Below are 18518 nucleotides of genomic sequence, written 5' to 3'. Positions count from 1 at the left end.
GTGATGGAAGTCCAGACAAATAAATCATCTTTTATTTTCCTATCTCATTAAAAAGCAATACTTTTGCAGCCCAAAACATTTATAAAATACAACACACAGTAAATTAATAAAACAAAAAATATGACTAAGGCAGATATTATTTCAGAGATATCAACGAAAACAGGAATTGAAAAGGTAGATGTACAAGAAACCGTTGAGGCATTTTTCAAGGTCATCAAAAACAGTATGATCGGTGGCGAAAATGTATATGTTAGAGGTTTTGGTAGCTTTGTTGTAAAAAAGAGAGCACAAAAAACTGCTAGAAATATTTCGAAAAATACAGCAATTATTATCCCTGAGCACTTTGTACCAAGTTTCAAACCAGCAAAAGTTTTTGTTGACAAAGTGAAAAGCAACTCAAAAAAACTTAGCGTAGAAGCTTAATAGCCATGATAAAAAGTATCCGTTCCAAACAAATTATTCTAATAGGCTCCATTGTTTTGCTTGTGGCATTTTTGTTTACGAGGGATATTAAAGGTTTGGTAAAACCTAAAGAAGACACCACTGCTGCTGTTCCTCAAGGCGGCCAAATGGCGCCGACAGAAACAGCAGTGATTAACTTAAATGAGGTTTCGACTACAGGTAAAAATCTATTAAGTACGAGTCTTTCTGCAGAAATCACCTCATTAGAAAATGCCTTTAAATCTGCTTCAGAGAGCAAAAAAGTTCCTGCTGCTGAATTATTGGCTCAAAAATGGGATGACCTGGAGCAGGCGTTACCAAGTGCTTTATATTTAGAAATTATAGCCGATAAAGAGCCGTCATTAAAAAACTGGCTGGTTACAGGCGAAAGATTCATGAAAGCGTTTGATAACACTCGTGACAGCTTATTACAGCCTGCATTGCTACAAAAAGCGAATACAGCTTATAAAAATGCAGTAGCGATAGACTCGACCAGCGCAGATGCAAAAACAGGCTTAGGTATCACCATTGTAAATGGAATGGGAATGCCAATGGAAGGGATTGCAATGCTAATGGATGTGGTAAAAAATGACCCTAAGAACTTAAAAGCAAATATGAGCTTAGGTACTTTTGCCATAAAATCAGGTCAGTTCGACAAAGCAATTACGAGATTTAACAACATTATTGCCATTAAACCTTCTCCTGACGCGTACTTTTATTTAGGTACAGCTTATGAGAACCTTGGTAAAAATGAAGAAGCTATTTCTGCCTATTTAGAAAGCAAAAAATTAGCTGCCAATGCAACCTTATCGAAGTTCATCGACGATAAAGTAACTGCATTACAGCAAAAAAAATAATAAACAGATTTAAAAATATTTAAAATTTAAAACTATGCCAAGCGGTAAAAAAAGAAAGAGACATAAAATGGCTACTCACAAACGCAAAAAACGTTTAAGAAAAAACAGACATAAGAAAAAATAATTTTTCTTAATGTTATTGCTCAACAACTAAAGGCTAGGATTTGATCGTAGCCTTAGTTGTTGGTAGCATGTTTTTTTTTATTGTCCATGTGTTAATAAAGCAGCAATGCTTTAAAATCTGTAGCTTTTGGTAAAGGAACTAATTATAGATTCATCTCCTTCGGGAGTAACCATAGCTTTGGTTGAAGACAAACAACTTGTAGAACTTCACAAGGAGCAGATCAATAACAATTACGCAGTTGGCGACATTTATTTAGGCCGCATAAAGAAAATTATGCCGGGTCTAAATGCTGCGTTTGTTGATGTTGGTTACGAAAAGGATGCTTTTTTGCATTATTTCGATCTTGGTCCACAAGTTCAATCTTTAATAAAGCTTACTAAAATTAAGCGTAATGGCTCTGTTAATGGCACACTATTAGATAATTTCAAATTAGAAGCGGACATTAACAAAGCAGGTAAAATATCGGAGGTTGTAAACAAAAACCTGGTATTACCTGTCCAAATCGCAAAAGAGCCCATCTCAACAAAAGGACCCCGTTTAAGTTCTGACCTATCTATTGCAGGAAGATACATTGTACTGGTACCCTTCTCTAACGTAATCTCTATTTCTAAAAAGATTAAGAGCAATACTGAACGTAATCGTTTAAAAAAGATTATTGAAAGTATTAAACCTAAGAATTTTGGTGTAATCATTAGAACCGTTTCTGAAGGAAAAGGTGTTGCTGAACTTCAGAAGGATTTATTGGATTCTGTAACAAAATGGGAGAACTTTATTAAAAAGTTGCCTGAAGCAGAACCTTCAAAACGCGTTTGGGGTGAGATGGACCGTACTTCAACACTGATTCGTGATATATTAAGTACAGACTTTACAAATGTTTATGTAAACGACAATAGTCTTTTTGAAGACATCCGCTCATACGTACATGAGATTTCTCCGGAAATGGAAAAGATTGTTAAAGTATACAAGCATAAGGAGCCTATATTTGAACATTTCGGCATCGAAAAGCAAATTAAAAATGCTTTTGGGAAAACGGTAAACCTGGCTGGAGGAGCATACCTGGTGGTAGAGCATACCGAAGCCTTACACGTTATTGACGTGAACAGCGGTAATAGAACTGCGAGTAAAGAAAATCAGGAAGAGAATGCACTTCAGGTAAACAAAGAGGCGGCTAAAGAAATTGCCCGTCAGTTACGTTTACGCGATATGGGTGGCATTGTTGTAATTGATTTTATTGATATGCATAAGCCTGCGAACAGAAAAATGTTATTTGATCACTTAAGGGATCTGATGATGCTGGACCGCGCTAAACATACCATACTTCCTCCAAGTAAATTCGGACTTGTTCAAATTACCCGTCAGCGCGTAAGACCGGAAATGAACATCGTAACCAGTGAGAAATGCCCGACTTGTGATGGGACGGGAGAAATTAAGGCTAGTATTGTTTTAATGGATGACATTGAAAATAATCTGACCTATATTTTGCAGGAGCAAAACGAAAAAAATATTACGCTTTGTGTACATCCGTACATTGAAGCCTACATTAAAAAAGGATTAATTTCTTTACAGTGGAAATGGTTCTTTAAATTTGGACAGCGCATAAAAATCAAAGCTGTGCCATCTTACAACCTCACTGAATTCCATTTTATTTCTTCAAAAGACGAAGAGATCAAATTATAAAACAATTCCTATTGTTTAAACAGGCCTGATTTCGCGTTAGAGATCGGGCCTGTTTTATTTTTAACTGATGCTTATTTCTGGAATTTAGCCTAAATTCGTAAACCCATTAAAGCCTATGCGCCTCGTCATCCTGAATTTATTTCAGGATCTCGCTAAAAGAGTTTTTCAATGGTAAGTACGGGATCCTGAAATAAATTCAGGATGACGAAATGATTAATATAAAATCGAATTAAATTGGCTAAAACTAAATCAGCATATTTTTGTCAGAATTGTGGATATGAATCAGCTAAATGGCTGGGAAAATGTCCGTCTTGTAATGAGTGGAATACATTCGTTGAAGAGGTAATTGAAAAAGCTACAAGCAAAGTTCCCAGCTGGCAAACCAGCTCAGAGACCAAACGCGTTAGCAAACCCAATAAGGTAGACCAGATTCAGTCTATCACTGAAGAACGTATTTTAACAGGAGATAAAGAGCTTGACCGTGTACTTGGAGGCGGACTCGTTCCGGGCTCTGTAACATTGATAGGTGGCGAACCGGGCATTGGAAAATCAACGCTCATGCTACAACTTGCTTTAAATATCCCTGGTAAAAAGATTTTGTACATCTCCGGAGAAGAAAGTGAGCAACAAATCAAAATGAGGGCTGAAAGGATTACTGATATCACAACGGCCGATTGCTACATTTTAACAGAAACCTCTACACAAAACATATTTAAACAAATTGAGGTACTTGAGCCGCATATCATTATTGTGGATTCTATACAGACTTTGCATTCTGCCCACATTGAATCTACCCCGGGAAGCGTATCGCAGGTAAGAGAATGTACAGCAGAGTTATTGCGATTTGCTAAAGAAACGGATACTCCGGTATTCCTAATTGGCCACATTACAAAAGACGGAACGATAGCCGGTCCAAAAATACTGGAACATATGGTAGATACCGTTTTACAGTTTGAAGGCGACAGACATCATGTATACCGGATTTTACGTTCTATAAAAAACAGATTTGGTGCAGCAGCAGAACTGGGGATTTATGCCATGCATAGCACAGGACTAAGACAAGTTTCGAACCCTTCGGAAATCTTGCTTTCGCAACGAGACGAAGAACTAAGCGGAATTGCCATATCAGCCACTTTAGAGGGCGCCAGGCCGATGTTAATAGAAACGCAGGCGTTGGTAAGTACTGCAGCCTATGGAACACCTCAGCGGTCAGCTAATGGCTTCGATACAAAACGAATGAATATGCTATTGGCTGTACTGGAAAAAAGATGTGGATTCAGGCTCAGCACAAGAGATGTTTTTTTGAACATTGCCGGAGGGATTAAAGTAGAAGATCCGGCTATTGATCTGGCGATACTTGTGGCGATCATTTCTTCACATGAGGATATTTTCATCTCTTCAAAAATCTGTTTTGCTGCAGAAGTTGGATTATCAGGAGAAATCAGAGCTGTAAATAGAATAGAACAACGTATTTCGGAAGCTGAAAAACTTGGATTCGAACGCATATTTCTTTCGAATTACAATATGAAAGGTTTAGCTATAGAAAAATACAGCATTGAGTTAACAGCAGTCAGTAAAATAGAGGATGTATTTTCAATTTTATTTGGATAAAATGGGTAAAAACGGGGATCTCACTCCTCAATTTTACTCGAAAAGGGAATAAATTTACCCAATTTTAAAACAAGATAAAAACACAATAAAAAATACATCAAGCTGAAACACAGTGAATTAACACACTGCTTTTGATAATTTTTAAATTGGCCTACTAATTGTCTATATGTCAGTGTTAGCGTTCATTTATGAATTTTAACAAAACAATAGGGATGATTATCCTCGTTATCAGTAGATAACGAGGATTTTTTTTTGCCCCTCCTATTTGAAATTTTATATATTTATAAAAAATCAAATATCTAAATGATTATAGCGCTAATTATTATCGGTGTTCTCCTCCTGGTCGGAGTTGGCATTTACAATTCTCTCATCGGAAAAAAAAACCAGGTTACTAATGCCTTCTCGGCCATTGACGTCATGTTAAAGAAACGTTTTGATCTGTTACCCAACTTGATTGAGACAGTTAAACAATACATGAACTATGAAGAAAGCTTACTGAGTAAAATAGTTGAGCTACGTAGTAAAGCTGGAAATGCCAATATCAGTAATGATGAAAAACTGGAAATCGACAGACAACTGAGTGCAGGGGTTAAAGGTTTAATGGTTAATGTTGAGAATTACCCGGATTTAAAAGCCAATCAAAACTTCCTTAACCTTCAAGCTACATGGACTGAAAGCGAAGAACAAATTGCTGCCGCCAGGAGAACATACAACGCTTCGGTTACCGATTACAACAATGCAATTATGATGTTCCCGGGAAGCATAATTGCTAGAATGATGAATTACCAGGCGATCAATGTCCTGGCTAATACAGAAGAAGAGCGCAAAAACATCAGCGCTAAGGATCTTTTTAACAGCAAATGACCTCTAACACCACTCAACAGGAGTCACCCGTCCAAAACGCTCTAAAAGAGCTGGAGTATCAAAGAAAAGAAGTCGCATCAATAAAGATAAAAAGCTATCTGTTTATTGGCGGAGGGGTCCTGACCGTTGCCGCAGCATCAATACTAGGCGCTTTGGCTATTCCAGCAGCAGTGATTGGCGGCATCATACTCATCACCGGATTTGTATTTCTCAGCAAAGCTGATGAGAAATTTAGTGCCTACAGACATAACTTCAAGCAAAATGCAGTAACACTAGCACTTAAAAGCATAGACGAGAGTTTGGAGATAGACTATACAAACGGATTGTCTGAAAGTGCCTTTATCTACTCACAACTGTTTAACAAAAAACCCGACAGATACAGAAGTGAAGACCAGATTTATGGTATGGCCGGAAAGACAAAATTTTCATTTTCGGAGCTCCATGCGGAATACAAAACTGTTACACAAACAAAAAACGGCAGACAAGAACATTGGCACACCATATTAGAAGGAATAGTTTTTTGTGCTGATTTTAATAAAAACTTTAATGGTGTAACAGTAGTCCGTCCAAAAGATACGGGCGCAGCTTTAGGCGCATGGATTTCGAAAGCCATGCCTATATTTTCCCCTTCCGGTAAGGAACTGATACAACTGGAAAGCCCTGAATTTGACAATGAATTTGTAACCTACTCAACAGACCAGATAGAGGCGCGTTATATACTAACACCTGCGATGATGGAACGCTTATTTGAACTGAATAGCCGCTGTAGTTATACGGTATCCGTTTCGTTTATTGACAGCCATGTTTTTATTGCGTTTCCGCTAGATAAAAACTATTTCGAACCGCCTGTACATAAAAGCCTGCTGACTCCTGGCTTTCTAAAAGATGACACAGAAATTATCCGATTTATGTATGAGATTATCAAGGATCTGGATCTAAATACACGAATCTGGACTAAAGCCTAAAATCAAAGGCAATAAAAAAGTCCCGAAAGGGACTTTTTTACTTTTATATCTACTTGGATAAATACATAGATTTATCTTTAACTAACTTTCTGAAGTATGGATCTTCAGTATCTTTAATGAACCTGATTGACTCGCCTGTCGACTTCATTTCCGGACCTAATTCTTTAGTTATCTCAGGGAATTTATAGAAAGAGAATACCGGCTCTTTAATCGCATAACCTTCCAGTTTACGCTCGATAGTAAAGTCTTTCAGTTTATTCACACCCAACATCACTTTAGCCGCAATGTTAATGTAAGGAACATCGTAAGCCTTAGCAATAAAAGGAACCGTTCTTGAAGCCCTTGGATTTGCCTCAATCACATAAACCTTTTCATTCTTAACTGCAAACTGAATGTTTAATAATCCAATCACGTTTAATGCTTTTGCAATCTTTTTAGAGTAAGTCTCCATGTCGTTCTTTACCTTTTCAGACAAACTGAATGGCGGCAATACTGCGAAAGAGTCTCCAGAGTGGATACCTGCCGGCTCAATATGCTCCATTAATCCGACAATGTGAACATCTTCGCCATCGCAGATCGAATCTGATTCAGTCTCTTCTGCTCTGTCCAGGAAATGATCAATCAGTACGCGGTTACCAGGTAAATCTCCCAATAATTTTACTACTGCTTTCTCCAGGTCCTCATCGTTAATTACGATGCTCATTCCCTGTCCACCCAATACATAACTCGGTCTAACCAGTACAGGATAACCAACTTCATTTGCGACAACGATTGCTTCTTCAGCATTTTCCGCAACTCCGTATTTAGGATAAGGGATATCCAGCTCTTTTAACAGATCAGAGAAACGGCCCCTGTCTTCAGCAACATCCATATCATTATATGAAGTTCCGATGATCTTAATTCCGTTTTCATGAAGTTTCTCAGCCATTTTTAAAGCAGTTTGACCACCTAGCTGAACGATTACACCTTCCGGCTTCTCTAACTCAATAATTTCACGTACATGCTCCCAGAATACAGGTTCGAAGTATAATTTATCCGCCATGTTAAAGTCTGTAGATACCGTTTCAGGATTACAGTTAATCATGATGGCTTCGAAACCAGTTTCTTTAGCAGCTAATAGACCGTGTACACATGAGTAGTCAAACTCTATACCCTGACCGATACGGTTAGGACCAGAACCCAAGACAATTATTTTCTTTTTATCAGATGGAAGAGATTCATTCTCTTCCTCAAAGGTTGAGTAGTAGTAAGGTGTTTGTGCAGCGAACTCGGCAGCACAAGTATCTACCATTTTATAAACTCTTCTGATTCCTAATGACTTTCTACGTTCGTAAACCTCGTCTTCTGTAACGTTTCCAAGTAAATAAGAAATCTGTATATCAGAGAAACCTTTTTGTTTTAATGTAAAGAAGAAATCCTTAGGGATATTATTTAAGGAGTAACGCTTCAGTTCTGTTTCCAGATGAACCAACTCTTGTATTTGTGATAAGAACCATTTGTCGATACGTGTAACTTTACGAATCGATTCAAGTGGCACGCCCATACTCATGGCGTCTTTAATCAGGAACAACCGGTTCCAGCTTGCATGCTCCAGGCCCTGCATGATCTCGTCGATACTGCGGTTGTGTTTACCATCAGCACCTAAACCTGCTCTACCGATTTCCAAACTCTGACAAGCTTTCTGGAGAGCTTCGATAAAAGTTCGTCCGATTGCCATCACTTCACCCACAGATTTCATCTGTAAGCCCAGTTCCATATTTGCGCCTTTAAATTTATCGAAGTTCCAACGAGGAACTTTTACGATAACATAATCAAGTGTCGGCTCAAAATATGCTGAGGTAGTTTTTGTAATTTGGTTTTCCAGTTCATCCAGATTATACCCGATGGCCAATTTAGCTGCTATTTTAGCGATTGGGTAACCTGTAGCCTTACTCGCCAGGGCCGACGAACGAGAAACCCTTGGGTTGATCTCAATAGCGATGATCTCATCATTATCAGGATTTACAGAGAACTGCACGTTACAACCTCCTGCGAAGTTTCCAATAGCGCGCATCATTTTGATAGCCTGATTACGCATATCCTGGTAGCAACGGTCAGACAAAGTCATTGCAGGTGCCACAGTGATAGAATCACCTGTATGAATACCCATTGGGTCAAAGTTTTCAATAGAGCAGATGATGATTACATTATCATTACTATCTCTCAGCAACTCTAATTCATATTCTTTCCAACCTAAAACGGCTTGTTCTACCAAAACTTCGTGAGTTGGAGAGGCTTCAAGTCCACGCTGTAAAGCGTGGTCAAACTCTTCTTTCTTGTGCACAAACCCACCACCGTAGCCTCCCAGTGTGTAAGAAGGGCGGATTACCAATGGATAACCAATCTCCTGGGCCGCTTCTTTCCCTTCAAGGAAAGAGTTGGCAATTTTTGATGTAGCTACGCCTACACCTATATCAACCATTAGCTGACGGAAGGCTTCACGATTTTCAGTTTTCTCAATTGCAGCAACATCTACACCAATTACCCTAACTCCATATTTCTCCCAAATCCCACGTTCAGAGGCTTCGATACAAAGATTAAGTGCAGTTTGTCCACCCATAGTAGGCAATACAGCATCAATTTTACGTTCTTGTAAGATCTGCTCAATTGAATCTACCGTTAAAGGCCAAAGGTAAACATGGTCGCCAATCACCTTGTCGGTCATGATTGTCGCAGGATTAGAGTTGATGATCGAAACTTCAATCCCCTCTTCCTTTAAAGATAAAGCGGCTTGAGAACCTGAATAATCAAATTCACATGCTTGACCAATGATGATAGGTCCTGATCCGATAATTAGTACTGAGCGTATGGAGGTGTCTTTAGGCATAAGGCTTTGAAAAGTCTAATGTAAAATATGTGGTAAAAAAATGCTTTTTTTTAGACTGGAGCAGTCAAGAGGATATGATGTAAACTCCGACTCTTCTGTCGGGATGCAAAGTTACGGTTTTGTGCATTAAAAATCAGCTATTTTTTAAAAAACCCTTATAATTAAAAAAGCAGGCTAAAACAACCCGCTAATTCACTGATAATAAAACAATTATTACTGAAGTTTAATCAACCCTACATCAGTAGTTGCACTATCAATTACGGCTACATTTTTAATGGACAGATCTTTAAAGGGCGCATTCGCCTTTATGACGATGGTATATGTCCCGATTTTTACGTTTCTGAATGCAAAACTGCCGTTATTTATTGTGGTGTTTAAAGTATCCGTTCCAAGGACTGCAAGCACTTGCGATACGCCCTCGGCTGGAGCCACTTTACCTTGGATACTTCCCGTTTTAATAAAAGTAAAGCCGAGCAAACTCAAGACTAATCCTGCCACCATTAAAAAATTCACACCTATTCTTCTCATACTCCGTTATTTTATTTATTACGATATGATTACTAACGTATAATTTGCTTTAAAATACATACAAAAAATAAATTCCCATTGTTTTTCCATGAATTTATCAGTGTATTATCATGGTCAGGTCACGATTCTGCTACATTCGAGGTATTGGCGCAAACCTTGCAATAGATATTACGCGTTTGCGTTTTAGTGAAACACTCTGCATTACAGAGAATAATTTTCATAAATAGTTTGTTTGGTTTATTATCCGGCACGAATCATCTCTGCCGGATTTTTTATGTCCTTAAACCGTCAATATCTTTTTTTAATTCGAATCAGGTAATTACTTTTGGCCCATGCTATTCGATGCAAACTCATTTCTTCAATTAATCGTTGATCAGTTTAAACACACCACATGGCCGGAATGGCTTGGAGTAATTACGGGCTTTGTTTGCATTTATCTCGCTGCAAAAGAAAACATCCTAAGCTGGCCAATATCTATCATCAGTGTTATTGCCTATGCCTGGGTATTTTTTGACGCAAGAATGTATGGCGACATGGCACTTCAGTTCTATTTCCTGTTTACTGCATTGTATGGTTGGTACTATTGGAGTAAAAAAGATACAGCCCCACATAAGCCTATTGAAAGCCTAGGCGCCCGCGGATGGATACTTGCTGGCAGCTCTGTTGCTGTACTATCGGTTCTATTGGGCCTTTTTTTAGATCATTTTACCAATACGGACGTTCCGTATGAAGATGGATTCTGCACAGCAATGAGCTTTGTTGCTCAAATGTTGCTTACCAGGAAAGTACTACAAAACTGGATCCTCTGGATTATTGTAGACATTTGTTACATTCCATTGTATATTTATAAACACTTAAATCTTAGTGCAGTATTTTACGCATTTCTGGTTGCCATTGCAATTAAGGGCTATTTAGACTGGAGGAGGACTTACCGTGAACAAGCAAATTAAAAAAATAGCTATTGTAGGGCCGGAAAGCACTGGCAAATCGACCATTACACAGCAATTGGCGCAACACTATCACACTTTATGGGTACCTGAATATGCACGATATTATTGTGCAGCCTTAACAGAGCCCTGCAATTTGCAGGACGAGATCAATATGTTTCATGGACAAGTTGCCCTTGAGGAATCCATATTAGCTATTGCTCAAAAAGAACTGATTTTTTGCGATACCACCTTTCTTACCGTAAAAATATGGAGCGATGAAGTGTTTGGGGAAACACCTGCGGTTGTCCTAAATGCGCTCCCACAATATCATTATGATTTATATCTATTAATGGACATTGACCTGCCCTGGCAAGAAGACCCTTTACGCGATTTCCCTCACAAAAGGGAACACTTTATGCAAGTATGGCACAAGGAACTTCAGGCCTTAAATGCGAATTACACCGTTATAAGCGGGCAGGAAAGCAGACTGCAAAATGCTGTTACTGCTGTTGATCATTTTCTGGCGACAACTTAAGCAAGTTCATTTTCTTGTTATTGATAAAATAAGCAGGTACCTTTGCCCCATCAAAAGGGGGTGCCTTGTTTTGCGAAAAACACAAAAACAGGCTGAGAGCATACCCATTATATCTGTATACAGATATATGCACCTGATCCGGGTAATGCCGGCGTAGGGATTGGAGTTATGGAGTTTTAACTGGACTGTAAGTGCCCCTTACTTGCAGTGGTTTAACTAAAATTTAAAAAATTGAAAAGATTAATGATTGCCGCAATGGCAATGCTATTGTTGCCGGGTCTTGCGTCAGCACAATTCAGTATTTCAGGAAAGGTATCCGAAAAATCAGACAAAACATTACCCGGAGCCTACATCAGGCTTAAAAACAAAGCTACAGGAACAACGACCGATGCGTCAGGTAAATATCAACTGACAAACTTAAAAGCGGGCAACTATACAATTACAGCAAGCTATGTGGGTTATCAGACCATAGAAAAAACGGTGAATTTAAATACAAATGAAACAGTTGACTTTAGCCTTACACCGTCAACATTTCTTGCAGATGAGGTGATTGTGCGTGCCACACGGGCAACTGAAAAAACAGCAACAACCTTCAAAAACATTGACAAAGCTGAAATTGAAAAGAACAACTTCGGTCAGGATTTGCCCTTCATTTTAAACAACACTCCTGGTGTTGTTGTTACCTCCGATGCAGGTGCAGGTGTTGGTTATACAGGAATTCGGATACGAGGAAGCGATGCCAGCCGCGTCAACATTACTGTTAACGGCATTCCATACAATGATAGCGAAAGCCAGGGAACATTCTGGGTAAACATGCCCGACTTCGCTTCTTCTGTAGACAACATACAGATTCAGCGTGGTGTTGGTACCTCTACAAACGGCGCTGGTGCATTTGGTGGTAGTGTAAACATTCAAACCACTTCATCTTCGGATCAGGCTTATGCAGAACTGAACAATACATACGGATCATTTAACACTTTAAAAAACACTGTTAAGATTGGCACAGGACTAATTGACAATAAATGGAGCTTTGACGGTCGATTGTCCCGAATAAAATCCGACGGCTTTATTGATCGTGCTGCGTCTGATCTGAAATCATTCTTCTTATCAGGTGCTTATCACGGAAAAACCGATTTGTTAAGGATAAACGTATTTGGCGGTTCAGAAAAAACATACCAGGCATGGAACGGAGTTCCTGAAGCTAAACTAAGAGGTGACTTGGCAGGTCTTCAAACACATTATGAAAACAACCTGGATTATTTATATTTCACTGAGGCAGATCGAGATAACCTGTTTAATTCGAACAACAGGACATACAATCAGTTTACCTACAAAGATCAGAACGACGTTTACAACCAAAGTCACTACCAGGCTTTATATGCAAAGCAGTTCAATGAAAAGCTATCCTTTAATGGCGCTTTACACTATACAGATGGCAAAGGGTACTTTGAAGAATACAAACCGAACCGCAAGTTTGCAGATTACGGATTACCAAATGTAATTATCGATGCAACAACAATCAAAAGAACAGACCTTGTTCGTCGTCGTTGGTTAGACAATGACTTTTATGGTGCAACTTATGCGTTCAATTACACAGCTCAATCTAACTTAACCTTTACCCTTGGTGGAGCTTATAATCAGTATCGTGGCAAGCACTTCGGAGAAGTAATATGGGCTCAATACGCATCAACAGCAAAAAATGACTACCACTATTATGATGGCAAAGGAAACAAGGATGATTTCAACACCTACGCCAAAGTAAATTACAGCCCTATTAGCCAGTTAAGCCTGTTTGCAGACCTGCAATACAGAAATGTAAGCTACGACATCACCGGAACAGACAAAAACCATGCAACGCTGGATTTCCACAACAACTACAACTTTTTTAATCCGAAATTTGGCGCTACTTATTTCATAAACGAGCAAAGCAACGTTTACAGTTCATTTAGTGTAGCCAATAAAGAGCCTAACCGCGATGACTTCACCAATTTACAGGCTGGTCGCGACATACCAAAACCAGAGCGCTTAAACAACGTTGAAGCTGGATATCGCTTTAAGAACAACAGTCTAAGCGCCGGCATAAATGTTTATGGCATGTTTTATAAAGATCAGTTGATCTTTACCGGAGAAATCAATGAGTATTCTGATGCTTATCGTCAAAACGTAGATAAAAGCTCCCGCATGGGGATTGAACTAGATGCCTCTTATATCATCAGTCCTAAGTTTGCAGTGAATGCTAATGCAGCATTGAGTAGAAATAAAATCAAAAACTACATCGACTACGTTTCTGAATACGATGCTAATTTTGATCTGATCAATGTACAGGCTACCAATTATGCAAACCCGGATATTTCATTTTCGCCAAACACTGTTCTTTTCGGCGAACTGGTTTATAAGCCCCTGGCTGGTTTCGCTGTAGCATGGCAAAGCAAATATGTAAGCAAGCAATACATGGACAATACTCAAAACGAAAGTCGTAAACTAGATGCTTATTGGGTAAACAACGCCAGACTAGGTTATGATTTCAATTTTAAAGGGGTAAAAAACATCAACATTGGTCTATTGGTTAATAACATCCTCGATAAAAAATATGAGAGTAATGGTTATACCTATAGCTCAATCTATCCATGGGCAACCGTAACTGAGAACTTTTACTTTCCTCAGGCCGGAACTAATTTCTTACTTTCGCTTAATTTGAAATTCTAATACTACAGGCACATATACATGAAAAAGTTCATCGAAAAATTCCATTTTATTACACACGACATCCATCAGCATAGTCACATTGAACAGGTTCAAATTGCTTGTTCTGCGGGTGCAAAATGGATACAATACCGTTGTTTAACAAAAAATGACGATGAACTTCTGGAAGATATTAATGCCATTGCTGAGATCTGTGACGATTGGGGAGCAACCCTGATCGTCACAGATCATATACATTTAAACGGCAAAGCCGACATACAGGGTTTTCACGTCGAAGACTTTGATGCCGACTTTGTAAAACTTCGTGAGCAACTTGGTGAAGCTGTAACCATCGGCGGCTCTGCGACTACATTAGAAGGTTTAATCAGACTCGCTAAAGAAGGTGCAGATTACGCAGGCTTTGGCCCTTTTTATACCACACTCACCAAGCCGAACAATGCTCCTTTATTAGGCATTGAAGGTTACAAAAAAGCTATGGAAATGCTAAAAAGCTTAAATATCGACCTGCCTATACTGGCTGTTGGCGGGGTTACCATCAGTGATATTGATCCATTAATGAATACAGGAATCTTTGGAATAGCAGCCTCGGCAGCCATCAACCAAGCCGATGATATGAGGGCCGCATACCTGTCATTCTACGACAGCATTATGTAATCACTTATTTTAAATAAATGTATGTTATTGCTTGTTGATGGCATACATTTGTTTAAAATACTTTTCTGTTGGAAGACCACATACCTTTAGAGAAACCCGACCCCTTTGCAGCCCTCCGCTACAGAGAATTCCGCTCCTATCTCGGAATGCGTTTCTTTTTCACCTTTGCCTATCAAATGCAAGCCGTTATTATCGGCTTTCATATTTATTACCTGACCAAAGACCCCCTCGCATTGGGACTAATTGGCCTTTGCGAAGCTATACCAGCAATTAGCATTGCCTTGTATGGAGGCTATGTGGCCGACAAAACCGAAAAAAGAGGGCTCTTACTTAAAATATTTGCCGGTGTATTTTTATGCTCATTTGTTATGCTCGTTGTAACTACTAAACAAATGCACGCCTATGTACCAACCAGCTATATTGTGCCCATCATGTATTGCATGATATTTGGAATTGGCATTGCCAGAGGCTTTTTTAGTCCCGCGACTTTCTCCTTAATGGCACAGATTGTTCCTAAAAAGCTGTACCCAAATTCGAGTACCTGGAACAGCTCCAGCTGGCAGATGGCTTCCATTTTAGGACCTGCAGCAGGAGGATTGATTTACGCTTTTTATGGCATTACAGTAACCTATATCATCATCATCACTTTTATTGCTATCGCACTGGTCTGCATTTTCTTTCTAAAACCTCATCCGCCAACCTTTATCCCAAAAGAAAGTATTGTAAAAAGTCTTACCGAAGGTGTACAGTTTGTGTTTAAGAGCAAAATGATGCTAGGTGCGATGAGCCTGGACCTTTTCTCCGTCTTTTTTGGGGGTGCAGTAGCCTTGTTGCCTGTATTTGCCCACGACATCTTAAAAGTAGGCTCAGAAGGCTTAGGATTTATGCGTGCGGCTGCCTCAAGTGGCGCTGTAATAACCATGCTGGTGATGACTCGCTTCTCACCCATGAATAGGCCTTGGCGCAATCTCCTTATCGCTGTAACAGGTTTTGGTACCAGCATTATTTGTTACGGTCTATCCAAGAACTTTTACCTGACCCTTTTATTCCTGTTTATGGAAGGCGCATTTGACAGTATAAGTGTAATTATTCGCTCAACCATTATGCAATTACTCACTCCTGATGAAATGCGAGGCCGTGTATCTGCTGTAAACAGCATGTTCATTGGTTCTTCCAACGAAATCGGTGCTTTTGAGTCGGGCTTAACGGCCAAATTGATGCGTACTGTACCTGCAGTGGTCTTTGGTGGCAGTATGACAATTCTTATTGCCGGCATTACCTATTTAAAAACAAAAGGCTTAATTAAATTAAGCCTTCAGGAGATAAATGAACAAAAAGTCTAAGCTGTAGTTAACCGCTCACCTATTTGTTGCCTCCACATAGCGTAATACAAGCCATTAAGCAATAATAAATCATCATGTTTACCTTGTTCAATGATATGCCCCTTTTCAAGTACAAAAATGCGGTCAGCATGTTTAATAGTCGACAATCTATGTGCGATTAATATAGTAATGTGGTTGGTATGAACAGAAATATCACGAATAGTAGCTGTAATATCTTCTTCGGTTAAGGAATCTAAAGAAGATGTAGCCTCGTCAAACACCAAAATATCTGGTTTACGGAGCAGCGCTCTGGCTATCGATAAGCGTTGCTTCTCTCCTCCGGATACTTTTACCCCACCTTCACCAATAACTGTATCTAAACCGTTGTCAGCCCTTGCCAGTAGATTATGACAAGCCGCCTGCTGCAATACCCTCATACATTCTTCATCGGTGGCGCCTGGTCTTACAAACTGCAGGTTTTCCCTTATTGTACCCGAGAATAACTGAGTATCCTGTGTTACAAAGCCGATCTTTTCCCTTAACAGATCAAGGTCTATTTGCTTGCTTGAGGTATCATTGTAAAAGACTTCCCCCTCCTTGGGTTGATAAAGCCCAACCAATAGTTTAACTAATGTTGTTTTACCAGAACCCGAAGGACCTACGAACGCGATGGTTTCGCCATTGTGAGTACTAAAACTAATATCCGTTAGTGCATTGAATTTACCCGTCAGGTGTTTGAAATTAACTTTCTCAAAAGCAAGTTTGGTAATCTTTTCGAGATGGACAGGATTTAAAGGTTTCTGATCAACGGGAGTGCTTAATATCCTTTTAAAATTCCCCAGGGAAACCTCTGCTTCTCTCCAGGCCAGGATTACATTCCCAAGCTCCTGCAATGGCCCAAAAAGGAAGAATGAGTAAAAGAGGAAAGAAAAGTACTGTCCCGGAGAAATCGTATTTTCGAAGATAAGGATCAACAAAATCACGACCATACAACTACGGACAAAATTTACTGTGGTCCCCTGTACAAAGCTCATACTACGCACATACTTTACCTTTCTAAGTTCCAGTCCGAGTATTTTATAGGTTGTTTTATTTAAACGCTCTATTTCCTGATTCGCCAAACCAAGGCTTTTAACCAGTTCTATATTCCTTAATGACTCAGTTGTAGAGCCGGCCAACGCAGTTGTCTCTGCAACAATATTCTTTTGTATTGTTTTGATCTTTCTACTCAAAAACCAACTCACAAAGCTGATAATGGGTATTGCGGAGAAATAAATCAGTGTTACTTTATAACTTACCGTAACCGAATAAACGATCACGAAAACCATCCCAATCAGGCTGACGAACAAAATACTGATGAATGAGGTAATAAACTTCTCTGAATCTAAACGCACCTTTTGCAATATGCCTAGTGTTTCGCCGCTACGCTGATCCTCAAATACCTGATAAGGTAATTCCAACGAGTGTTTTAACCCATCAGCATACATTTGGGCACCTACTTTTTGTACAATGATACTTGTAAAATAATCCTGGAAGTTTTTTGCGATTCTGGACACCATGGCAGCCCCTACACCCAGACCAACTAAGCCTAGTACCCCCCAGATAAATTCACTCCGCTCCAATACATCTTTTCTTTCGATAAAACGATCGACAATTTTACCAGTAATATAGGGGTCTAATAAAGAGAATCCTATATTAATAGCAGCCAGCACCAGGGCTAAAACTACTATCCATTTATAGTTCTTCAGATATTCAATCAGTAAATTCATGGATAAGTTTTGTTTTGAGGGATCAAAAATAAAAAAAGGGAATGAAGCATTGTGCTCATTCCCTTTAATTTACAAGTAGATTATAATCCGTTCATTAAACGGTCATGATATCTTTTTCTTTGGCTTCTGCATGTTTATCAACCTTAAGGATGTAAGCATCAGTTATTTTCTGTACTTCACCCTCACCGGTTTTGATTTCATCATCAGAAATACTTTCACCTTTTAATCTTTTAATTTTTTCGTTGGCATCTTTACGGATGTTACGAACGGTAATTCTACCACGTTCAGCTTCCTCTTTAACTTTCTTCACCAGGTCTTTTCTGCGTTCTTCAGTAAGTGGCGGAACTACTAAACGAATCACAACACCATCATTTTGCGGGTTGATTCCGATGTTAGCTTCCATGATGGCACGTTCAATCGGCACCAACATGTTTTTCTCCCAAGGCTGAACAAGTAAAGTACGTGCATCTGGTGTATTGATACTTGCTACCTGCGACAAAGCTGTAGCACTACCATAATAATCTACAAATATGCCATCTAACATTCCTGCAGAAGCTTTTCCTGCGCGAATTTTAGTCAATTCAGATTCACAATGGTCAATCGCTTTGTCCATGTTAGCCTGGGCATCTTGTAATTGTTTCTTTATGAGGTCATTCATGTTTTGTAAAATTTA

15 protein-coding genes and 1 riboswitch are annotated in these 18518 nt (G+C 39.1%); of the genes, 11 read left to right on the top strand and 4 right to left on the bottom strand.

Features of this window, described 5'->3' with window-relative positions; genetic code table 11:
- Window positions 1-120: 120 nt before the first annotated feature.
- The 6 genes from R2Q84_RS12455 to R2Q84_RS12430 all read left to right on the top strand — a co-directional run bounded on the left by R2Q84_RS12455 (window position 121) and on the right by R2Q84_RS12430 (window position 6539).
- On the top strand, window positions 121-423 hold the full coding sequence (locus R2Q84_RS12455) for an HU family DNA-binding protein (RefSeq protein ID WP_084288493.1): 303 nt from the start codon (window positions 121-123) through the stop codon (window positions 421-423).
- 5 nt (window positions 424-428) lie between these two features.
- Window positions 429-1298, top strand: a complete 870-nt coding sequence (locus R2Q84_RS12450; RefSeq protein WP_316816871.1) for a tetratricopeptide repeat protein — start codon at window positions 429-431, stop codon at window positions 1296-1298.
- Between the two features lie 250 nt (window positions 1299-1548).
- Entirely contained in the window at window positions 1549-3099 is a 1551-nt protein-coding gene (locus R2Q84_RS12445; RefSeq protein ID WP_316816870.1) for an Rne/Rng family ribonuclease, read from the top strand.
- Window positions 3100-3333: 234 nt separating this feature from the next.
- A complete protein-coding gene (gene radA / locus R2Q84_RS12440; RefSeq protein ID WP_316816869.1) occupies window positions 3334-4710 on the top strand; it encodes a DNA repair protein RadA in 1377 nt (458 codons plus the stop codon).
- Window positions 4711-5013: 303 nt separating this feature from the next.
- Window positions 5014-5574, top strand: a complete 561-nt coding sequence (locus tag R2Q84_RS12435; protein ID WP_316816868.1) for a LemA family protein — start codon at window positions 5014-5016, stop codon at window positions 5572-5574.
- Window positions 5571-6539: a DUF3137 domain-containing protein gene (locus tag R2Q84_RS12430; protein ID WP_316816867.1), complete on the top strand. Its 969-nt coding sequence runs from the start codon at window positions 5571-5573 to the stop codon at window positions 6537-6539. The genes R2Q84_RS12435 and R2Q84_RS12430 overlap by 4 nt, the downstream gene beginning before the upstream one ends.
- Window positions 6540-6588: 49 nt before the next feature.
- Here the strand turns inward: R2Q84_RS12430 and carB are convergent, their stop codons facing one another.
- A complete protein-coding gene (gene carB, locus R2Q84_RS12425) occupies window positions 6589-9405 on the bottom strand; it encodes a carbamoyl-phosphate synthase large subunit (RefSeq protein WP_316816866.1) in 2817 nt (938 codons plus the stop codon).
- 213 nt (window positions 9406-9618) lie between these two features.
- A complete protein-coding gene (locus R2Q84_RS12420; RefSeq protein WP_316816865.1) occupies window positions 9619-9933 on the bottom strand; it encodes a carboxypeptidase-like regulatory domain-containing protein in 315 nt (104 codons plus the stop codon).
- Between the two features lie 332 nt (window positions 9934-10265).
- On the opposite strand from R2Q84_RS12420, the gene pnuC reads away from it, so the two are divergent.
- The 5 genes from pnuC (at window position 10266) to R2Q84_RS12395 (ending at window position 16097) form a co-directional block, all read left to right on the top strand.
- Window positions 10266-10883 (top strand): nicotinamide riboside transporter PnuC, encoded by a 618-nt coding sequence (pnuC, locus tag R2Q84_RS12415; RefSeq protein ID WP_316816864.1) that lies wholly within the window; start codon window positions 10266-10268, stop codon window positions 10881-10883.
- Window positions 10867-11397 (top strand): ATP-binding protein, encoded by a 531-nt coding sequence (locus R2Q84_RS12410; protein WP_316816863.1) that lies wholly within the window; start codon window positions 10867-10869, stop codon window positions 11395-11397. Before pnuC ends, R2Q84_RS12410 begins: the two co-directional genes overlap by 17 nt.
- Window positions 11398-11442: 45 nt before the next feature.
- Window positions 11443-11574: riboswitch (TPP riboswitch) on the top strand.
- A gap of 54 nt (window positions 11575-11628) precedes the next feature.
- A complete protein-coding gene (locus tag R2Q84_RS12405) occupies window positions 11629-14103 on the top strand; it encodes a TonB-dependent receptor (protein ID WP_316816862.1) in 2475 nt (824 codons plus the stop codon).
- 18 nt (window positions 14104-14121) lie between these two features.
- On the top strand, window positions 14122-14754 hold the full coding sequence (locus R2Q84_RS12400) for a thiamine phosphate synthase (protein WP_316816861.1): 633 nt from the start codon (window positions 14122-14124) through the stop codon (window positions 14752-14754).
- A 68-nt stretch (window positions 14755-14822) separates the two neighbouring features.
- Window positions 14823-16097, top strand: a complete 1275-nt coding sequence (locus tag R2Q84_RS12395; RefSeq protein ID WP_316816860.1) for an MFS transporter — start codon at window positions 14823-14825, stop codon at window positions 16095-16097.
- Here the strand turns inward: R2Q84_RS12395 and R2Q84_RS12390 are convergent.
- Window positions 16094-17845 carry an ABC transporter ATP-binding protein gene (locus R2Q84_RS12390; protein ID WP_316816859.1) on the bottom strand — a complete coding sequence of 584 codons (1752 nt, stop codon included), beginning with the start codon at window positions 17843-17845 and terminating at the stop codon, window positions 16094-16096. The genes R2Q84_RS12395 and R2Q84_RS12390 overlap by 4 nt on opposite strands.
- Window positions 17846-17939: 94 nt before the next feature.
- On the bottom strand, window positions 17940-18503 hold the full coding sequence (frr, locus tag R2Q84_RS12385; RefSeq protein ID WP_316816858.1) for a ribosome recycling factor: 564 nt from the start codon (window positions 18501-18503) through the stop codon (window positions 17940-17942).
- Window positions 18504-18518: the final 15 nt, after the last annotated feature.

The organism is Pedobacter nyackensis (assembly GCF_032678475.1).
In the GTDB taxonomy this organism is placed as follows: Bacteria; Bacteroidota; Bacteroidia; order Sphingobacteriales; family Sphingobacteriaceae; genus Pedobacter; species Pedobacter nyackensis_A.
This window is presented reverse-complemented; position numbering and strand designations above follow the sequence as displayed.